The sequence below is a fragment of the Burkholderia anthina genome (assembly GCF_001547525.1).
GTDB lineage: Bacteria > Pseudomonadota > Gammaproteobacteria > Burkholderiales > Burkholderiaceae > Burkholderia > Burkholderia semiarida.
On the sequence record NZ_CM003768.1, the window covers coordinates 3,055,266 to 3,072,553 of the forward strand.

A 17,288-nucleotide genomic window follows, 5' to 3' on the forward strand; every position below is an offset into this window, starting at 1 on the left:
ACGGCGATCAGGCCATCGCGTGCAGGCGCAGATACAGCCCGGCTGCCGCGGCGCCGCCGAGCAGCGGGCCGACGACGGGCACCCAGGCATAGCGCCAGTCGCTGTCGCGCTTGCCGGGAATCGGCAGCAGCGCATGCATGATGCGCGGCGACAGGTCGCGCGCGGGGCTCATCGCATAGCCGGTCGGGCCGCCGAGCGAGATGCCGATGCCGAGCACCAGCAGGCCGACGGGCAGCGCGTCGAGTGCGCCGAGGCCGACCTGCGGCGACGCGAGATACAGCACGCCGAGGATCAACACGAACGTGCAGATCGCTTCGGTCAGCACGTTGTGCGTGGTGCTGCGGATCGCGGGCGCCGTGCAGAACACCGCGAGCTTCAGGTCCGCATCGGCTTCCTTCGCGAAGTGCTGGCGATACGCGAGCCACACGAGCAGCGCGCCCGCCATCCCGCCGAGCATCTGCGCGAGCACGTAGCCGCCCACTTTCGACCACGCGAACTTGCCCGCGAGCGCGAGGCTGATCGTGACGATCGGGTTCAGGTGCGCGCCGCTGAACGACGCGGTCACGTAGACCGCGACGAATACCGCCATCGCCCAGCCCATCACGATCACGATCAGGTCCGCGCCTTTGCCCTTGGTCTTGGCAAGCAGCACGTTCGCGACCGCGCCGTTGCCGAGCAGCACGAGGATCGCCGTGCCGATGAATTCCGCAATATAAGGTGACATGGTTGTCTCTCGTATGTCACGGCGGACTCGCGCATCGCGCGGTCCGCCGGTGTTGTTGTATTTCGTCCGGATTGATTCGGGTTACCGGGCGTCGTCGGCCCATGCCTTCGCGGCGCGTACCGCGCGCTGCCAGCCGGCCATGCGCTGCTCGACCTGCTCCTTCGGCATCGACGGGGCGAAGCGGCGATCGAGCTGCCACTGGTCGCGCACTTCGTCGAGGTTCTTCCAGTAGCCGATCGCGAGGCCCGCGAGGTAGGCCGCGCCGAGCGCGGTCGTCTCGGTGATCTGCGGACGCACCGCGTCGACGCCGAGCAGGTCGGCCTGGAACTGCATCAGCAGGTCGTTCGCGCTCGCGCCGCCGTCCACGCGCAGCTCGCCGATGCTGATGCCGGAATCGGCTTCCATTGCGGCCAGCACGTCGAGCGACTGGTACGCGATCGCATCGAGCGCCGCGCGGGCGAGATGGGCAGCGCTCGTGCCGCGCGTGACGCCGAACACGGAGCCGCGCGCCCGGGCGTTCCAGTGCGGCGCGCCGAGCCCGGCGAACGCGGGCACGAGATACACGCCGTCGGTATGCGGCACGCTGGCGGCGAGCGCCTCGATTTCCGCGGCCGTCTTGATGAGGCCGACGCCGTCGCGCAGCCACTGCACGACCGCGCCCGCGATGAAGATGCTGCCTTCGAGCGCGTACTGCACGTCGTCGCCGATCTGCCACGCGATCGTCGTGACGAGGTTGTTCTTCGACTCGATCGGCTTGTCGCCGGTGTTCATCATCAGGAAGCAGCCGGTGCCGTAGGTGTTCTTCACCATGCCCGACGTCGTGCACATCTGGCCGAACAGCGCCGCATGCTGGTCGCCGGCGATGCCCGCGAGCGGGATCTTCGACGCGAACACGGTGGTCTTCGTGTGGCCGTAGATCTCCGACGACGCCTTCACTTCCGGCAGCATGCTGCGCGGGATGTCGAGCAGTTCGAGCAGCTCGTTGTCCCACTCGCGCGTATGGATGTTGAACAGCATCGTGCGCGACGCGTTGGTCACGTCGGTCACGTGCAGCTCGTGCTTCGTGAAGTTCCACACGAGCCAGCTGTCGACGGTGCCGAACGCGAGCTTGCCCTGGCGCGCCTTGTCGCGCGCGCCCGGCACGTTGTCGAGGATCCAGCGGATCTTCGTCGCCGAGAAGTACGAGTCGATCGGCAGGCCGGTCTTCGCACGCACTTTCGCTTCGAGGCCCTGCTTCTTCAGCGAGTCGCAGAAGTCGGCGGTACGGCGATCCTGCCACACGATCGCGTTGTAGACGGGCTGGCCCGTCTCGCGATCCCAGACGATCGTCGTTTCGCGCTGGTTCGTGATGCCGATCGCCGCGATCGACGTGCCGTTCAGGCCCGTGCGCGTGACGGCTTCCGCGGCGACGCCGGCTTGCGTCGACCAGATTTCCTGCGGGTCGTGCTCGACCCAGCCGGGTTGCGGGTAGATCTGTTCGAATTCCTTCTGGGCGATCGATACGATATTGCCCTGGCGATCGAACAGCATCGCGCGGGAACTCGTGGTGCCCTGGTCAAGCGCGAGGATGTACTGGTCCTGCATGTCTCTCATCTCCATCCGTGGATCGGCTTAGTTGTGATGCGCGCCGCATGGGGCGGCGCGTCGGTGAATCAACGTCGGTCAGGCAACTGCAACTGCAATTTGCGTTCGAGTCACGCGTGCGGCGCATGCGCGGCGGCGAACCACGCGTCGACCGCGGCGGTCACGGCATCGAGCGTGCCGGGCGCGACGTGCAGGCCGAGCTTCGAGCGGCGCCACAGCACGTCCTGCGCGCAGGTCGCCCATTCGGCGTCGCGCAGGTAGCGCAGCTCGGCGTCGTGGATGCCCGGCGCGATTTCGGCGCCGAGATCCGCGAGCGACTTCGCGCCTTCCACCACGCGTTCCGCACGCGTGCCGTACGCACGCGCATAGCGGCGCGCGAGCGCGGCGGGCAGCCACGGGTGACGTTTCGCGAACGCGCCGGCGAACACGTCGAACTTCGCGTCCGCGATGTCGCCGCCCGGCAGCGCGACGCCGGCCGTCCAGCGCTTCGCGTCGCGGCCGAGCGCGCGGCACAGCATGTCGCCGGCTTCTTCCGCGAGCTTGCGGAACGTCGTGATCTTGCCGCCGAACACCGACAGCAGCGGGGCGCCCGCGCCGTCGTCGAGTTCGAGGCGGTAGTCGCGCGTGACGGCCGACGCGTTCGCCGCGTTCTCGTCCTCGAGCAGCGGACGCACGCCCGAATAGGTCCAGTGCACGTCGGCCGGCGAGATCTTGCGCTTGAAGTAGCGGTTGATCGAATCGCACAGATACTGCGTCTCGTCGCGATCGATCGCGACCTTCGCGGGATCGTTCGTGTATTCGACGTCGGTCGTGCCGATCAGCGTGAAATCGTGCTCGTACGGAATCGCGAAGATGATCCGCTTGTCCGGGTTCTGGAAGATGTACGCGTGATCGTGATCGAACAGGCGGCGCGTGATGATGTGGCTGCCCTTCACGAGCCGCACGCTGTGATGCGCGCCGCGGCCGAGCGCGCCGTGCAGCACGTCGCCGACCCACGGGCCGGCCGCGTTCGCGATCGCGCGCGCATGCACGACGCGGATCGAGCCGTCGGCGTGCTGCAGCCGCGCTTCCCACTCGTCGCCGCGGCGCTCGGCGGAAACGAGCTTCGTGCGCGTCAGGATCTCGGCGCCGCGTTCCTTCGCATCCATCGCGTTCAGCACGACGAGGCGCGCGTCGTCGACCCAGCCGTCGGAATACACGAAGCCGCGCTTGATCGAGTCGATCAGCGGCGCGCCGGCCGCATGGCGGCGCATGTCGATGCCGCGCGAGCCGGGCAGCAGTTCGCGTTTCGCGAGGTGATCGTAGAGGAACAGGCCGATGCGGATCAGCCAGGCCGGACGCAGGTTCGGCATGTGCGGCATCACGAAGCGCAGCGGCCACATGATGTGCGGCGCCGCGCGCAGCAGCGTCTCGCGCTCCTGCAGCGCCTTGCGCACCAGCCCGAACTCGTTGTACTCGAGGTAACGCAGGCCGCCGTGAATCAGCTTGGTGCTGGACGACGACGTGTGCGACGCGAGGTCGTCCTGTTCGCAGAGCATGACCGACAGGCCGCGGCCGGCCGCATCGCGCGCGATCCCCGCGCCGTTGATGCCGCCGCCGACGACGAGCAGATCGTAGCGATTCGGTTGGGTCACCTGCTGTCCTTATCGTCTGTTGAAATGGGGCGAACATGAAATGTTCGAATTCGAAATTTAACGAACGAAATCGAAAAAGTAAAGTTCGAAAAAGCGGGGCCAGTAGCGTGCGACACGATCCCGGACGATACTGACGGAATCGACCGTTTCGCGAGGTGAATCATGCGTATTGGGATGTGGGCCGGCGTGTGCGCCGTCCTTCTGGCGGGATGCGGCGCGGGGACGCCGCCGCTCGCGGGCAACTGGCGGGCGCCGTCGTTCGTCGACCTGCAGACGTCGTGCGGCGGCGCGGCGCGCGACTGGGGCGCGGACGCGCAGCCGGTGTACTCGACGCTGTACGACGCGTACGTCGCGAAACGGTATCGCGGGCTGACCGAAGCGAACTATTGTGCGTTCGTAAACGAACTTTCGACCCACTATGCGGCGCCCGACGCGGCGGCACGCGCCGGCTGGATCGCGTATTTCAACGGCGCACGCGCGCAGGCCATCAGCTGGCGGGCGGCGGTCGATCCGACGCTGCGCGGCGGCTGAAACCGACGGCGGCGACGGGCAGGCGGGAGGCAGAACGACCGCGCGGCCGGAATCCGGCCGCGCGATCAGGTCAGGTCGGGAACAGCGGGCTTACGAATAGCGGTACTTGATGGATCGCAGCGCGGCGTCGCCGGTCTCGGTCACGCAGTATTTGCGCCCCGAGCCGAGCCCTTCCAGGCGGACGAGTTGTTGTTCGAGCAGGATGTCCAGTTCATCCCGATCCATGTCGCGCTGATCAGGCGCGTCCTTTACAAGCAAGAGCGTGGCGAATTCATGCGGACTCAGCATCGTTCTCTCCATGGCAATCGGACTGCCCGCGCGGCCGGCGTATACGCCGCCGCGCGATACCCCGCGAGGGTATGGCTTGGGGGGAAAAGCTGCATTCGCCGGCCTGCGATTCGCACCGCCCTGGCACAGGCGGATCGGCGAACGGGCCGGGGAACTGGAGTCTAGTCGAGCGCGCGGGCAACGACAAATCGTGCCCCGTTAATTTTCCGTTTGACAGAAGCGCATGCCACAAGCGGTTCGCGCGCGGCGCCAACTTCTTGATTTCACTTGAAGTTTCAGGTGCGGTGCAGCATCGCGACCGTCATTCCGCGACGTACACCTGGGTGCCGGCGGCGGCGACCGTGTCGGCCATGTCGGGCGGCAGCGGCTTGTCGGTGAAGAGCGCGTGCACCTGGCTCAGGTGGCCCTGGCGCACCAGTGCCGGGCGGCCGACCTTCGAATGGTCGGTCACGAGGTAGACCGTGCGCGCATGCTGCATGATCGCCTCGGCGACGCGCACCTCGCGCGTGTCGAAATCGCGCAGCGTGCCGTCGGCCTCGATCGCCGACGTGCCGATGATCGCGTAGTCGACCTTGAACTGGCGGATGAAGTCGATCGCGAGCTCGCCGACGATGCCCTTGTCCCACGGCCGCACGATGCCGCCCGTGATCAGCACCTCGCAGTCGGGGTAGCCGCTCATCATCGACGCGACGTTCAGGTTGTTGGTGATCACGTGCAGCCCGTGATGGCGGTTCAGCGCGCGCGCGACTTCCTCGGTCGTCGTGCCGAGGTTGATGAACAGCGACGCCTGGTCGGGGATGTGCGACGCCGCGAGCGCCGCGATGCGCCGCTTCTCGTCGTGGAACATCCGCTGGCGCGCCGTGTACGACACGTTCTCCGAGCTGGTCGGCAGGCTCGCGCCGCCGTGGTAGCGGCGCAGCAGGTTCAGGTCGGCGAGCCAGTTCACGTCGCGGCGGATCGTCTGCGGCGTCACCGCGAAGTGCGCGGCGAGATCGTCGACGGTCACGAAGCCGTCGCGCTGCACCCATTCGAGCAATTCCTGCTGGCGCGCGTTGAGGGTGAGGCGAGGATCTCGGGTCATGGCTCGATGGTCGTGTCGTGAGACGGAGCGGGTATTGTAAGGGCGGCAACGGCGTTCGGCCGGCCTGTCGGCCGTCGGTGCGCATGATTCATGCGGAAATTGCATGGATTCATGTGACAAATGAATTTGCGCGATCGTGCCGATCGCGCTGCAATGGCGGATGGCCCGCGCGTGCGGGCGCGCGTTCATCCCGTTTTCGACAAGGTGGCATCGATGACTGACTTCAACTGGCACAACCCGTATCCGACAACCCGCATCCCGGTGTTCGCGCGCAACGTCGTGTCGACGTCGCACCCGCTGGCCGCGCAGGCCGGGTTGCGGATGCTGTGGAAGGGCGGCAACGCGGTGGACGCGGCGTTGGCCGCGGCCGCCGCGATCACCGTCGTCGAGCCGGTGTCGTGCGGGCTCGGCGGCGATGCGTTCGCGCTCGTGTGGGACGGCGAGCGACTGTCGGGACTCAATGCATCGGGCGTCGCGCCGGCCGCATGGAACGTCGACTACTTCCGCCAGCGCCACGGCGAGGACGCGCGCGGCATCGCGAACAAGCCGACGCGCGGCTGGGACACCGTCACCGTGCCGGGCGTGATCGCGGGGTGGGAAGCGCTGCACGCGAAGTTCGGTTCGCTGCCGTTCGCGGACCTGCTCGAGCCGGCGATCGAGATCGCGGAGCGCGGCTATTCGGTGCCGCCGATCGTCGCGCACAAGTGGGCGGCGGCCGTCCCCGAACTGCGGGGCCTGCCGGGTTTCGCGGACACCTTCATGCCGCGCGGCCGCGCGCCGCTCGTCGGCGAACGCGTCTGCCTGCCCGGTCATGCGCAGACGCTGCGCACGCTCGCGACGGAAGGCGCCCGGGCGTTCTACGAAGGCGCGCTCGCCGAGCGTCTCGCCGCGTTCGCGCGCGAGGGCGGCGGGGCGCTGACCGAAGCCGACCTGCGCGCGTACCGGCCGGAATGGGTCGAGCCGATCGGCAAGCGCTTCGGCCGCCACACGATTCACGAGATTCCGCCGAACGGGCAGGGCATCGCCGCGCTGATCGCGCTCGGCATCGCCGAGCACGCGGGCGTGACCGAATGGCCGGTCGACTCGGTCGATTCGCAGCATCTGCAGATCGAGGCGATGAAGCTCGCGTTCGCCGATGTCTATCGCTACGTCGCCGATCCGCGCGCGATGGACGTCACGCCCGAACAGATGCTCGACGACGCCTATCTCGCCGAACGCGCGAAGCTGATCGATCGCGCGCGCGCGACGCACTTCGCCGCCGGCCGCCCGCATTCGGGCGGCACGATCTACCTGTCGGCGGCCGACGAGCGCGGGATGATGGTGAGCTTCATCCAGTCGAACTACATGGGCTTCGGTTCGGGGCTCGTCGTGCCCGGTACGGGCATTGCGCTGCAGAACCGCGGGCACGGCTTCTCGATGGACCCGGCTTCGCCGAACGTCGTCGCGGGCGGCAAGCGGCCGTTCCACACGATCATCCCGGCGTTCGTCACCGAGCAGGCCAACGGCCGCACCGAGGCCGTGATGAGCTTCGGCGTGATGGGCGGCGACATGCAGCCGCAAGGCCATCTGCAGACCGTCGTGCGGATGCTCGGCTACGGCCAGCAGCCGCAGGCCGCGTGTTGCGCGCCGCGCTGGAAGGTCAACCGCGACTTCACGCTCGACGTCGAGGCGACGATGAACCGCGCGACCGTCGACGGGCTGGCCGCCCGCGGCCATACGATCAAGTCGATCGACGATCCGTACATGGATTTCGGTTCGGGGCAGTTCGTCTGGCGCCTCGATCCCGACGATCCGGAGCGCGGCTACGTGGCCGCGAGCGACAGCCGGCGCGACGGGCTGGCGGCCGGTTTCTGACGGATCGCTTCCAGCTTTCCTTGCAGTTTCCCGGCATCACGGGCGGCCCGGCGGCCGCCCGTTTCGTTTGGCGCGGCGCATGCCATCGAACGCGCGCAAGCGGTTTGAAGGTCTCATCTAACGAACGGCAACGGACGCCGTGGAACTGCGCTTGTCGGGTATGGTCAGTGCTTTGGAGCACGAACATGAAAGTCCGGCTAAGATGCCAGAATGGTTCGGCCGGACCGACTCACTATAAACGCAAGTAAAACGCCGCCGCGGATCGGCTGGCGCCTGTGCCCCAGGCATGGGCCGGCCTCCGCGCGACGACTGGGAGCGCACCACCATGGACACCAAAACGACGCATGTGATGCCGTGGCGTATCGAGGACATCGACCTGAACCGGATCGATCGTCAGCGTGCCGCCGCGAACGAGGATTTGCTGCTGCTGCTGTGCGCGTCGTCGTTCATCGAAAGCGGCTCGGATCTCTATACGAGCAATCTGAGCGAATTCTTCAATGACGATCCGGAAGTCTCCGCATGGCTCAACAATGCATGGGAGCCCGAAGAATTGCAGCACGGCCGCGCGCTGAAGGCGTATATCGCGCACGTGTGGCCCGAGTTCGACTGGGATACGGCGTTCGCGAATTTCTTCGCCGAGTATTCGAAGACCTGCTCGGTCGAGGCGTTCGAAAAAACCCGCGCGCTCGAAATGGTCGCGCGCTGCGTCGTCGAGACGGGCACGGCCACGCTCTATCGCGCGATCAACGAATGCTCGGACGAGCCGGTGCTGAAGGAAATCACCGACAACATCCGCACGGACGAAGTGCGTCACTACAAGCACTTCTTCAAGTTCTTCAAGAAGTACAACCAGGTCGAAGGCAACGGCCGGCTCGCGGTGCTCGGGGCGCTGGCGCGCCGCGTGATGGAAATCAAGAACGAGGATTCCGAGATCGCGCTGCGCCACGTGTTCGCGATCCGCTATCCGGACCGCGTCGGCGACAGCCAATACAACCGCGAGCGCGCCGCACGCATCAATTCGCTCGTCCGGCGCAACCTGTCGGCCGACATGTGCGTGAAGATGCTGCTCAAGCCGCTCGACCTGCCCGCGAAGATCCAGCCGGGCGTCCACTATCCGCTCACGAAGATCACGCGGCACGTTTTCCTGCGCTGATCGCCGCGGCACGGCCCGTCGCGCGTATGCTGGTGCATTCTCATCCGATTCGCGCCCGGGCCACGCCATCATGACCGATACCCATCGCCACGCGCTCGAACAATGGACGTTCGACGCGTGGCCGCCCGCCGTCGTGTCGCTGTTCGACGGCACCGCGCTCGAGCGTCATGCCGACCTCGCCGCGTCGCTGATCGTCGCGACCGACGACGGCCAGTTGCGCACGACGCTGCTCGGCGTCGGCGAGATCTACGCACACGATGCACGCACGCTGCTGATCGCGCTCTGGCCGCAGTCGCGGGCGGCGCGCGCGATCGCGCAGCGGCGCACGGCCGCGTTGACGCTCGTCGCGGACGGCGCGTTCTTTCAGGCGCAACTGGAGATGGCGCCGCTCGAAGGAGACTTCGGCGGCCTGGCCGGATTCGCCGCGACGATCGCGCACGGCGATGCGCAGCGGGTCGGCTATGCGCGTCTCGCGACAGGCGTCACGTTCACGCTGGAAGGGGAGCGCGCCGCGGTGCTCGCACGCTGGCGACGCCAGATCGAGCACCTGCGGCGCGCGGCCGCGCGGCTTCAGTGACCGCGCTGGCCGCTGCGCGACGAACGGTTGCGGTTCGGATGCGCGGCGTTGCCGCTTGCCGGGCGGGCGCCGTTGCCGCCGCCTGCCGGACGTCCGCCGCCATTGCCGCCGGCCCCGCCTTGCGTGCGCGGCTTCGCGGCCTTCTGCTGCGCGGCCTTCGGTTGCGCGTTGCCGTCGCGCTTCGCGGCCGGCTGGCCTGAGCCGCCGGCACGTGGCTGACGATTGCCGCCGCCACCGCCACGCGGCTGCTGCTGGCCACGGCGCTGCTGAATCGGCTCCGGTTTCGCGTTCGGATCGGGTTCGAAGCCCGCGATCACTTCCTGCGGAATCTCGCGCTTGATCAGCCGCTCGATGTCGCGCAGCAACTGCTTCTCGTCGACGCACACGAGCGACACGGCTTCGCCGGTCGCGCCCGCGCGGCCCGTGCGGCCGATCCGGTGCACGTAGTCTTCCGGCACGTTCGGCAGATCGAAGTTGACGACGTGCGGCAACTGGTCGATGTCGATCCCGCGCGCGGCGATATCGGTCGCGACGAGCACCTGCAGCGTGCTGTTCTTGAACTCGGCCAGCGCGCGCGTACGCGCCGACTGGCTCTTGTTGCCGTGGATCGCCATCGCGCTGATGCCGTCCTTCGTCAACTGCTCGGCGAGCCGGTTCGCGCCGTGCTTGGTGCGCGTGAACACGAGCACCTGGAACCAGTTGTGTTCGCGGATCAGGTGCGTGAGCAGCTCGCGCTTGCGATCGCGGTCGACCGGATGGATCTTCTGCGCGACGCTCTCGGCGGTCGTGTTGCGGCGCGCGACCTCGATCAGCGCGGGCGAGTCGAGCAGGCTGTCGGCGAGCGCCTTGATTTCATCGGAGAAGGTGGCCGAGAACAGCAGGTTCTGGCGCTGCGGCGGCAGCTTCGCGAGCACGCGCTTGATGTCGTGGATGAAGCCCATGTCGAGCATCCGGTCGGCTTCGTCGAGCACGAGGATGTCGAGATCCGACAGGTCGATGGTCTTCTGCTGCATGTGGTCGAGCAGGCGCCCCGGCGTCGCGACGACGATGTCGACGCCGCGCTTGAGCGCATCGATCTGCGGATTGATGCTGACGCCGCCGAACATCACGGTCGAGCGCAGCTTCAGGTACTTGCTGTACGCGCGCACGCTTTCCTCGACCTGGGCGGCGAGTTCGCGCGTCGGCGTGAGGATCAGCGCGCGCACCGCGCGCTTCGCGCCGCGGTGCTCGGCGTAGAACGTGTGCAGGCGTTGCAGGATCGGCAGCGTGAAGCCGGCGGTCTTGCCGGTGCCGGTTTGCGCGCCGGCGAGCAGGTCGCCGCCGCCGAGGACGGCCGGAATGGCCTGCTGCTGGATCGGAGTCGGCGACGTGTAGCCGAGCTCGTTGACCGCCTTGACCAGCGGTTCGGCCAGGCCGAGAGATTCGAAAGACATAGATACCACTCTTGAGTTTTATGATCGGCGATGCATCGCGCGGCCCGCGCGGCAAACCTGCATCGCAAAACAGCCAAAAAGCAAAAGGGCGCGGCCGCGGTTTCCCGCAGCCGCGCCCCGTTTGTGTGCGCCGCTTCTTAGTCGAGCGGCGCGGAACGCAGATCGCTCACCTGTTGCGGCGAGATCGGCGTACCGTTGTTACCCCATGACATCCGGATATACGTGACAACCGCCGCGACTTCCTGGTTCGACAGCGACTGCGCGAACGGCGGCATCCCGTACGGACGCGGATTCTTGAACGTACTCGGCGGGTAGCCGCCATTCAGCACCATGCGGATCGGGTTGACGGCCGATTCCATCATGATCGAGTGGTTGCCCGCGAGCGGCGGATAGGCCGGCGGCTTGCCCGCGCCGTTTTCGGCGTGGCAGGTCGCGCAGTTGTCCGCGTAGATCTTCTTGCCCTGTTCGAACAGCGCGTTGCCGAACTGCTTCGACGGCTCGTACTGCATGTTCTTCGGCGCTTCAGCCTTCTGCGGGATCGACTTCAGGTACGTCGACATCGCGCGCGTATCTTCGTCGGTCATGTACTGCAGGCTGTTGTGGACCACGTCCGCCATCGGGCCGAATACCGCGCCCTTCTGCGACACGCCGGCCTGCAGCAGGTCGGACAGCTCCTGCACGTGCCAGTCGCCGAGGCCGAGTTCCTTGTCGTTCGTCAGCGACGGCGCATACCAGTTCTGCAGCGGGATCAGGCCGCCGGCGAACGCCGACGAGTTCACCGGGCCGCCCATCATGTTGATCGACGTGTGGCACATCGAGCAGTGGCCGAGGCCTTCGACGAGATACGCGCCGCGGTTCCATTCGACGGACTTCGTCGGATCCGGCTTGTACTCGCCTTCCTTGAAGAACAGCGTGCGCCAGCCGATCAGCAGGTTGCGGTTGTTGAACGGGAACTTCAGTTCGTGCGGACGGCTCGGCACCGACACCGGCGGGACCGAACGCAGGTACGCGTAGATCGCGTCCGAATCGGCGCGCGTGACCTTCGTGTAGCTCGCGAACGGGAAGCCCGGATACAGCAGGCTGCCGTCCTTCGAGCGACCCGTGTGCATCGCGCGGTAGAAGTCGTCCGACGTCCACTTGCCGATACCGTTCTGGTCGTCCGGCGTGATGTTCGGCGTGTACATCGTGCCGAACGGCGTCGCCATCGGCAGGCCGCCCGCGAACGACTTGCCGCCGCGCACCGTGTGGCACGCGATACAGTCGCCGACGCGCGCGAGGTATTCGCCCTTCTTGATCAGCGCGGCCTGGTCGGCCGGCGTGGCCGCGACGGCGGCAGCGCCGTGCAGCGTGTCGTTGCCCGGCCACAGGACCGGCACGAGGGCGGCAGCCGCGACGATCGCGACGGCCGAGAGTGCAAACAGGGACTTGCGTTTCATTGTGTCTGTCTCCCTTGCCTTATTGCGGTTCGCTGCCGCAGGCGAGCGGAGTCTTCATCGAACGCGCCGGGGCCGGCACGGGGTTGGCGGGCGCCGGTTGCGCGGCGAGCCATGCGGTCACGGCCGTCACGTCTTCGTCGGAAAGCTTCGCGGCGATGTCGTGCATGCAATCGGGCGCCTTCGCGTGGCGGTTGCCCGAGCGCCATGCGCCGAGCTGTGCGCTCAGGTAGTCGGCGTGCAGGCCGACGAGGCCCGGGATCGCCGGCTGCATGCCGGTCAGCCCCGCGCCGTGGCAGGCCACGCAGGCCGGCAGCTTGCGGGCCGGGTCGCCCTGCGTGACGAGCTGCTTGCCGCGTGCGAGCGTCGCGGCCGGCAGCGTCGGCTTCGCCGGCGTCGGGTACGGCGGACGCTCGGCCGAGAAGTGCTCGGCGATTTCGCGCAGGTAGTCGTCGTTCAGGTACGTGAGCAGATAGTTCATCGGCGGGTACTTGCGCCGGCCGTCGCGGAAGTTGACGAGCTGGTTGTACAGGTACTCGGCCGGCTTGCCGGCAAGACGCGGGAAATAGTCGTTGTCCGTGCCCTGGCCGTGGACGCCGTGGCATGCGGTACAGCCGCGCACGCGCTCGGCCATGGTATCGGGTGCCTTGAGCGGCGCCTGCTGGGCGTGCGCTTGCTCCGTGGGCTTGGTCTGCGCTTGGGCAGCGCTCATAAGGCCCGCGCCGCCGATCATCAGAACGGCGAGCAGCGGACGGAAGAGGCGTCTTGAAGACACACGAGACTCCATGATTATTCGTCGGGGACCTTGTCCGGGCTACGATCGGCTCGGCGCATGGACGGCAGGACAGCCGGGCTGCTGCGACGCGGCATTCTATCATCGATGGGTAATGACGGCTATTTGACGAAAGGACATCGGTTCCTGTCCGTTTGCGACTTGCGACAATTTGACGCGCATTGCGCGACGGTCGAGTGAACCGGCGTGCGCTTTCACCCTCGAAGACCGTACACTCGCGGGTCGCGCGGCGCCGCCTCCGCCGCTGACCCAGTCATTTCTCCCGTTTCCGGATTCATCGATGACGTTTTCTACCGTGCCGTTGCCTGCCTCACGCTGTCCGTCCCGTTGCCGCCGCGCTGCCGGCCTGCCGCTTGCGGGAGGGTGCGCGCGATGAAGTTCGACAGCTTGTGGATCGGCCAGGTCGCGCTCGCGGCGCTGATGGATGCGGCGTTCGCGATGGCGGTCGGCTCGGCGCTGCTCAAGGCGTGGCTCGGCAAGGACGGCGCGCGGCCGGTCATCGCGCCGTCGCACCCCGCATGGCTGCGCGCGCAACATTCGCTGGTGGCGGCCGCGCTGGCGCTGGTGCTCGCCGATCTCGGCTGGCTCGTGTACGAGGCCGCGGCGATGAGCGGCGCGGGGCTCGGCGGCGCGTTCGCCGCGATTCCCGTCATGCTGATGCAGACGCACACGGGCTTCGCATGGAGCGTCGCGTTCGCCGGCGCGGTGCTGCTCGCGATCGTCGCGCTCGCGAAGCCGGACGGCCCGCTCGCGCATGCGGTGCTGTGGTTCGCGGTGATCGTGGTGGCGGCCGGCAAGGCGTCGCTCGGCCATGCGGCCGACAGCGGCGTGCTGTCCGCGGCGGTCGGCGTGCAGACGCTGCACCTGCTGGCCACCGCCGTGTGGGGCGGCCTCGTGCTCGCGGGCGGGCTCGCGGTGTTGCCGGCGCTCGGGACGTCGGTCGCGCGCGGCGCGCTGATCCGCATCGGCCAGCACCTGTCGCGCACGTCGATCGTCGCGGTCGTCTTCGTGCTCGGCACCGGCGCGCTCAACGCGATCCGCGGGCTCGGCGGCTCGCTCGCGCCGCTCGACGGCAGCACGTGGGGCCGCGTGTTGCTGCTGAAGCTGCTGCTCGTCGCGCTCGCACTCGTGCTCGGCGGGCTCAACCGCTTCTCGGCGCTGCCGCGCCTGCGCCGCACCGCGGCGACCGAGGACGCGCACACGTTCCGCAACATCCTGCATCTCGAAGGGATGACGATGATCGGCGTGTTCGTCGCGGCGGCCGTGCTGTCGTTCAGCGTGCCGGGCTTCGCGGCGCTCGGCTGACGGCCGGACAGCGCGGCGCCGGGCGCCGGCGCGCGCCGCGGGCGTGGCGCGGATGCAAGAACGGCCGCCTTGTCGGGGCGGCCGTGTCGAACGCGTGGCGCGGCACGCGTGCGGCGCTCTTATCTCACGCGTTCGTCACCACTCGGCGACGCTGCCGTCCGCGTGGCGCCACACCGGGTTGCGCCAGCGATGGCCCGTCTTCGCCATCTCGCGCACCTTCTCCTCGTTCACGTCGATGCCGAGCCCCGGGCCCTGCGGGATCGCGACGAAGCCGTCCTCGTAGCGGAACACCTCGGGGTTGCGCAGGTAGTCGAGCAGGTCGTTGCCCTGGTTGTAGTGGATGCCGAGGCTCTGTTCCTGGATGAACGCGTTGTAGCTGACCGCATCGAGCTGCAGGCACGCGGCGAGCGCGATCGGCCCGAGCGGGCAGTGCAGCGCCAGCGCCACGTCGTAGCTTTCCGCGAGCGTTGCGATCTTGCGGCACTCGGTGATGCCGCCCGCGTGCGACGCGTCCGGCTGGATGATGTCGACGTAGCCGCCCGCGAGGATGTGCTTGAAGTCCCAGCGCGAGTACAGCCGCTCGCCGAGCGCGATCGGCGTGTTGGTCTGGTTGACGATGTCGCGCAGCGCCTCGGCGTTCTCCGACAGCACCGGCTCCTCGATGAACATCAGCTTGTACGGATCGAGTTCCTTCGCGAGCACCTTCGCCATCGGCTTGTGCACGCGGCCGTGGAAGTCGACGCCGATCCCGACGTGCGGGCCGACCGCGTCGCGCACCGCCGCGACGTTCGCGATCACCTGCTCGACCTTGTCGTAGGTGTCGACGATCTGCAGCTCCTCGGAGCCGTTCATCTTCACGGCCTTGAAGCCGCGCTCGACGACCGCGCGCGCATTGTTCGCGACGTCGCTCGGCCGGTCGCCGCCGATCCACGAATACACCTTGATGCGCTCGCGCACCTGGCCGCCGAGCAACGCATGCACCGGCACGCCGTGATGCTTGCCCTTGATGTCCCACAGCGCCTGGTCGACGCCCGCGATCGCGCTCATCATGATCGGGCCGCCGCGGTAGAAGCCCGCGCGGTACATCACCTGCCAGTGATCCTCGATCAGGAGCGGGTCGCGCCCGACGAGGTAGTCGGCCAGTTCCTGCACGGCGGCCTCGACCGTGTGCGCGCGGCCTTCGACGACCGGCTCGCCCCAGCCGACGATACCCTCGTCGGTTTCGATCTTGAGGAACAGCCAGCGCGGCGGGACGACGAAGGTTTCGAGGCGGGTGATTTTCACGATGCGAGTCTCCATGATTGACCGGCGCGACCGTTCGGGCGCGGCGCACGATCCGTGCTTTCGCGGTTATCCTAGCGTAGTCGCATAAAAAATAGTATTAATAGCATTAATGTGCAGATAGTGGGCAGCCCGCCCGACGGAGAACGATCATTCAACGCGACCTGCATGGACAGACGGCTTTCCGGCTCGCGACGGCGATCCTGCGCGGCGACTATCCGCCCGACTCGCTGCTGCCGAGGGAACCCGACCTGATGGAGATGTACGGCGTGAGCCGCACGGTGATGCGCGAGGCGCTGCGCACGCTGACGTCGAAGGGGCTCGTCGAATCGCGGCCGAAGGTCGGCACGCGCGTGCGGCCGCGCCAGGCGTGGAACCTGCTCGACGCCGACCTGCTCGACTGGTATGCGCGCGTCGCGCCGCCGCTCGCGTTCGCGCTGAAGCTGCAGGAAATGCGCGAGATGATCGAGCCGTACGCGGCCGCGCTCGCCGCCCGCGCGCATACGCCCGACGCGTTCGACGCGATCGAGGGCGCGGCGCGCGCGATGGCCGCCGCGCGCAACGTCGACGAATGGGTGCGCGCCGACCTGCGCTTTCACCTGAGCGTGCTGGAGGCCGGCGGCAACGAGCTGCTGGTGCCGCTCGGCACGCTGATCGATCGCACGCTCGAGGCGCAACTGCAGTTGAATGCGCGCCGGGCGGACGTGTACAACGCGTCGCTTGCCGAGCATACGGCGGTGAGCGACGCGATCCGCGTGCGCGACGAGAACGGCGCGCGCCGCGCAATGGCGACGCTGCTCGCGGTGACGCGTGCGCGGATCGAGATGTCGTGACGGAAGCGGGGCGGGCGGCGCCGTTGCGGTACCGTCAGGCGTTCGCGCAGCCGCCCGGCTTGTGGATGCGTTCCGTCGACGGCGGGTACTTCGCGAGCAGGCTCGCTGGCCGCCGCGGCCGCGCGACCAGGTCGCCGCCGCAGTTCGGGCACTGGCCTTTGAGCACGTCGTCGGCGCACGTCGCGCAAAAAGTACATTCGAACGTACAGATGCGCGCGTCCGTCGAATCCGGCGGCAGATCCTTGTCGCAACATTCGCAGCCGGGGCGCAGTTCAAGCATGACGGTCTCCTTGACGGGTGAGGGGGCGCCGCACATTGCGTGCGGCGCATGCGAGCGCTACTGTACGCGTTTGGATCGGCCCGGCCAACGGTGTCCCGCCCGGGCGCCGGCGCTGCACACGGGCTGCACCGGGAGACGACCATGCTTTATCGCGGAAGCTGTCATTGTGGAGACGTGACGTTCGAGGCGGAAGGCGACCTGCAGGGCGTGATGGCGTGCAACTGCTCGATCTGCCGGCGCAAGGGCGCGCTGATGTGGTTCGTGCCGCGCGACCACATGAAGCTGCTGACGCCCGACGAAAATCTCGCGACCTACCTGTTCAACAAGCACGTGATCCGGCATCGCTTCTGCAAGCGTTGCGGGATTCACGCGTTCGGCGAGGGTGTCGATCCGAAGGGCACCGCGATGGCCGCGATCAACGTGCGCTGCCTCGAGGGCGTCGACCTCGACGCGCTGCCCGTCACGCACTACGACGGCCGCGCGCACTGAGCGGCGCGCCGATGC

Annotated in this window: 17 protein-coding genes; 7 read left to right on the forward strand and 10 right to left on the reverse strand. The window is 67.8% G+C overall.

Annotated elements, in window-relative coordinates; translation table 11 throughout:
- Positions 1–7: 7 nt before the first annotated feature.
- The 3 genes from WS64_RS13940 to glpD all read right to left on the reverse strand — a co-directional run bounded on the left by WS64_RS13940 (position 8) and on the right by glpD (position 3,942).
- Entirely contained in the window at positions 8–724 is a 717-nt protein-coding gene (locus tag WS64_RS13940) for an MIP/aquaporin family protein (RefSeq protein ID WP_011546148.1), read from the reverse strand.
- 81 nt (positions 725–805) lie between these two features.
- Complete coding sequence (gene glpK, locus WS64_RS13945) at positions 806–2,308, reverse strand: glycerol kinase GlpK (protein WP_060966693.1); 1,503 nt, start codon at positions 2,306–2,308, stop codon at positions 806–808.
- 110 nt (positions 2,309–2,418) lie between these two features.
- Complete coding sequence (gene glpD / locus WS64_RS13950; RefSeq protein ID WP_059643008.1) at positions 2,419–3,942, reverse strand: glycerol-3-phosphate dehydrogenase; 1,524 nt, start codon at positions 3,940–3,942, stop codon at positions 2,419–2,421.
- A 162-nt stretch (positions 3,943–4,104) separates the two neighbouring features.
- Between glpD and WS64_RS13955 the strand changes: the two genes are divergently transcribed.
- Positions 4,105–4,473, forward strand: a complete 369-nt coding sequence (locus WS64_RS13955) for a hypothetical protein (protein WP_059643011.1) — start codon at positions 4,105–4,107, stop codon at positions 4,471–4,473.
- Positions 4,474–4,563: 90 nt separating this feature from the next.
- Here WS64_RS13955 and WS64_RS13960 read toward each other — a convergent pair whose 3' ends face one another.
- Together WS64_RS13960 and WS64_RS13965 are read right to left on the reverse strand one after the other, a co-directional pair.
- Complete coding sequence (locus WS64_RS13960) at positions 4,564–4,761, reverse strand: hypothetical protein (protein WP_006477892.1); 198 nt, start codon at positions 4,759–4,761, stop codon at positions 4,564–4,566.
- Between the two features lie 301 nt (positions 4,762–5,062).
- Positions 5,063–5,842, reverse strand: coding sequence for a DeoR/GlpR family DNA-binding transcription regulator (locus WS64_RS13965; protein ID WP_034208319.1), 780 nt, complete (start codon positions 5,840–5,842; stop codon positions 5,063–5,065).
- Between the two features lie 213 nt (positions 5,843–6,055).
- Here WS64_RS13965 and WS64_RS13970 point away from each other — a divergent pair, with 213 nt between their 5' ends.
- The 3 genes from WS64_RS13970 to WS64_RS13980 all read left to right on the forward strand — a co-directional run bounded on the left by WS64_RS13970 (position 6,056) and on the right by WS64_RS13980 (position 9,426).
- Positions 6,056–7,696 (forward strand): gamma-glutamyltransferase family protein, encoded by a 1,641-nt coding sequence (locus WS64_RS13970; protein WP_059643124.1) that lies wholly within the window; start codon positions 6,056–6,058, stop codon positions 7,694–7,696.
- 325 nt (positions 7,697–8,021) lie between these two features.
- Positions 8,022–8,849, forward strand: a complete 828-nt coding sequence (locus tag WS64_RS13975; RefSeq protein ID WP_011546143.1) for a ferritin-like domain-containing protein — start codon at positions 8,022–8,024, stop codon at positions 8,847–8,849.
- Between the two features lie 70 nt (positions 8,850–8,919).
- Positions 8,920–9,426: a hypothetical protein gene (locus WS64_RS13980; protein WP_059578652.1), complete on the forward strand. Its 507-nt coding sequence runs from the start codon at positions 8,920–8,922 to the stop codon at positions 9,424–9,426.
- On the opposite strand, the gene WS64_RS13985 is transcribed toward WS64_RS13980, so the two are convergent.
- The 3 genes from WS64_RS13985 to WS64_RS13995 form a co-directional block, all read right to left on the reverse strand.
- Positions 9,420–10,859: a DEAD/DEAH box helicase gene (locus tag WS64_RS13985; protein WP_059578649.1), complete on the reverse strand. Its 1,440-nt coding sequence runs from the start codon at positions 10,857–10,859 to the stop codon at positions 9,420–9,422. The two genes, WS64_RS13980 and WS64_RS13985, sit on opposite strands and share 7 nt — an antisense overlap.
- Positions 10,860–10,996: 137 nt before the next feature.
- Entirely contained in the window at positions 10,997–12,295 is a 1,299-nt protein-coding gene (locus tag WS64_RS13990; protein ID WP_059578646.1) for a c-type cytochrome, read from the reverse strand.
- 19 nt (positions 12,296–12,314) lie between these two features.
- Complete coding sequence (locus WS64_RS13995) at positions 12,315–13,079, reverse strand: c-type cytochrome (protein WP_006477898.1); 765 nt, start codon at positions 13,077–13,079, stop codon at positions 12,315–12,317.
- Between the two features lie 378 nt (positions 13,080–13,457).
- Here WS64_RS13995 and WS64_RS14000 point away from each other — a divergent pair, with 378 nt between their 5' ends.
- Positions 13,458–14,390 carry a CopD family protein gene (locus WS64_RS14000; RefSeq protein WP_060966974.1) on the forward strand — a complete coding sequence of 311 codons (933 nt, stop codon included), beginning with the start codon at positions 13,458–13,460 and terminating at the stop codon, positions 14,388–14,390.
- Between the two features lie 135 nt (positions 14,391–14,525).
- Here WS64_RS14000 and dgoD read toward each other — a convergent pair whose 3' ends face one another.
- On the reverse strand, positions 14,526–15,674 hold the full coding sequence (gene dgoD / locus WS64_RS14005; RefSeq protein ID WP_059643016.1) for a galactonate dehydratase: 1,149 nt from the start codon (positions 15,672–15,674) through the stop codon (positions 14,526–14,528).
- A 146-nt stretch (positions 15,675–15,820) separates the two neighbouring features.
- Here dgoD and WS64_RS14010 point away from each other — a divergent pair, with 146 nt between their 5' ends.
- Positions 15,821–16,504 carry a FadR/GntR family transcriptional regulator gene (locus WS64_RS14010; protein ID WP_060966694.1) on the forward strand — a complete coding sequence of 228 codons (684 nt, stop codon included), beginning with the start codon at positions 15,821–15,823 and terminating at the stop codon, positions 16,502–16,504.
- A gap of 34 nt (positions 16,505–16,538) precedes the next feature.
- Here the strand turns inward: WS64_RS14010 and WS64_RS14015 are convergent, their stop codons facing one another.
- Positions 16,539–16,784 carry a DUF1272 domain-containing protein gene (locus WS64_RS14015; RefSeq protein WP_059578642.1) on the reverse strand — a complete coding sequence of 82 codons (246 nt, stop codon included), beginning with the start codon at positions 16,782–16,784 and terminating at the stop codon, positions 16,539–16,541.
- Positions 16,785–16,925: 141 nt separating this feature from the next.
- On the opposite strand from WS64_RS14015, the gene WS64_RS14020 reads away from it, so the two are divergent.
- The gene (locus WS64_RS14020; RefSeq protein WP_060966695.1) at positions 16,926–17,273 is read left to right on the forward strand and encodes a GFA family protein; all 348 of its coding nucleotides are present in this window, start codon (positions 16,926–16,928) and stop codon (positions 17,271–17,273) included.
- The last annotated feature ends 15 nt before the right edge of the window (positions 17,274–17,288 follow it).